Here is a 765-nt window from a genome sequence, read left to right on the forward strand (position 1 = left end):
GTAGCCGTAGGGGAACCTGCGGCTGGATCACCTCCTTTCTAAGGAAGCTGACCCGAACTTTGTTGAAACCCTGCTTCAACGGTACGATTTGCGCCGCCGTCGGCGCATCCCTTCTCACGGTTCTCGACGCGCCTGGTTCGCAGGCGCAGAGGGGCTAGTAGCTCAGTTGGTTAGAGCGCGCGCTTGATAAGCGTGAGGTCGGAGGTTCAAATCCTCCCTGGCCCACCAGCTTTTTCGGTGCGCCTCGCGCATCGAACGCGCCAGTGGCGCGTTTGAAGAAAAAGCTCCGAGCGGCGTGAGCCGATCGGGGATGATTTCTTCGGACGTCAACCATCAAGGGGGCATAGCTCAGTTGGGAGAGCACCTGCTTTGCAAGCAGGATGTCGTCGGTTCGATCCCGTCTGCCTCCACCATCCGCCTTGGCGGTTGGTGTCGAGGGTGAAGGATCAGCCGCCCGATTTCGAGGATCGTTGGAAGGAACCACAACACGGGATACGTGGACCTTGGCGAAGCCTGCTTCGCTGAGGGCGCCTTGCTCCTCCGGGAGTTTGAGGCGGGATCATGGACAAGTGAAGATGAAGTGCAAGTGACCGAGGACAGACCTCGGCCGGCTCACAAGGCTGGTTGAGGTCATGCATCTGAAACGGCGGAGAGACGCTGTGTCAATGAGCAGGCTTGTTCCTGCGCGTGGCGCGCAATCTTCGTTTCTTGAGATCAAGCGTCTGAAGGGCATCTGGTGGATGCCTTGGCACTGAGAGGCGATGA

Annotated in this window: 2 tRNA genes; both read left to right on the forward strand. The window is 59.1% G+C overall.

Annotation, left to right across the window (positions count from 1 at the left end):
• Positions 1 to 151 precede the first annotated feature (151 nt).
• Positions 152 to 228 (forward strand) — tRNA-Ile (locus ACODS4_RS28110).
• A 109-nt stretch (positions 229 to 337) separates the two neighbouring features.
• Positions 338 to 413 (forward strand) — tRNA-Ala (locus tag ACODS4_RS28115).
• Positions 414 to 765 lie beyond the last annotated feature (352 nt).

This window comes from Azospirillum sp. FG154, assembly GCF_057809575.1.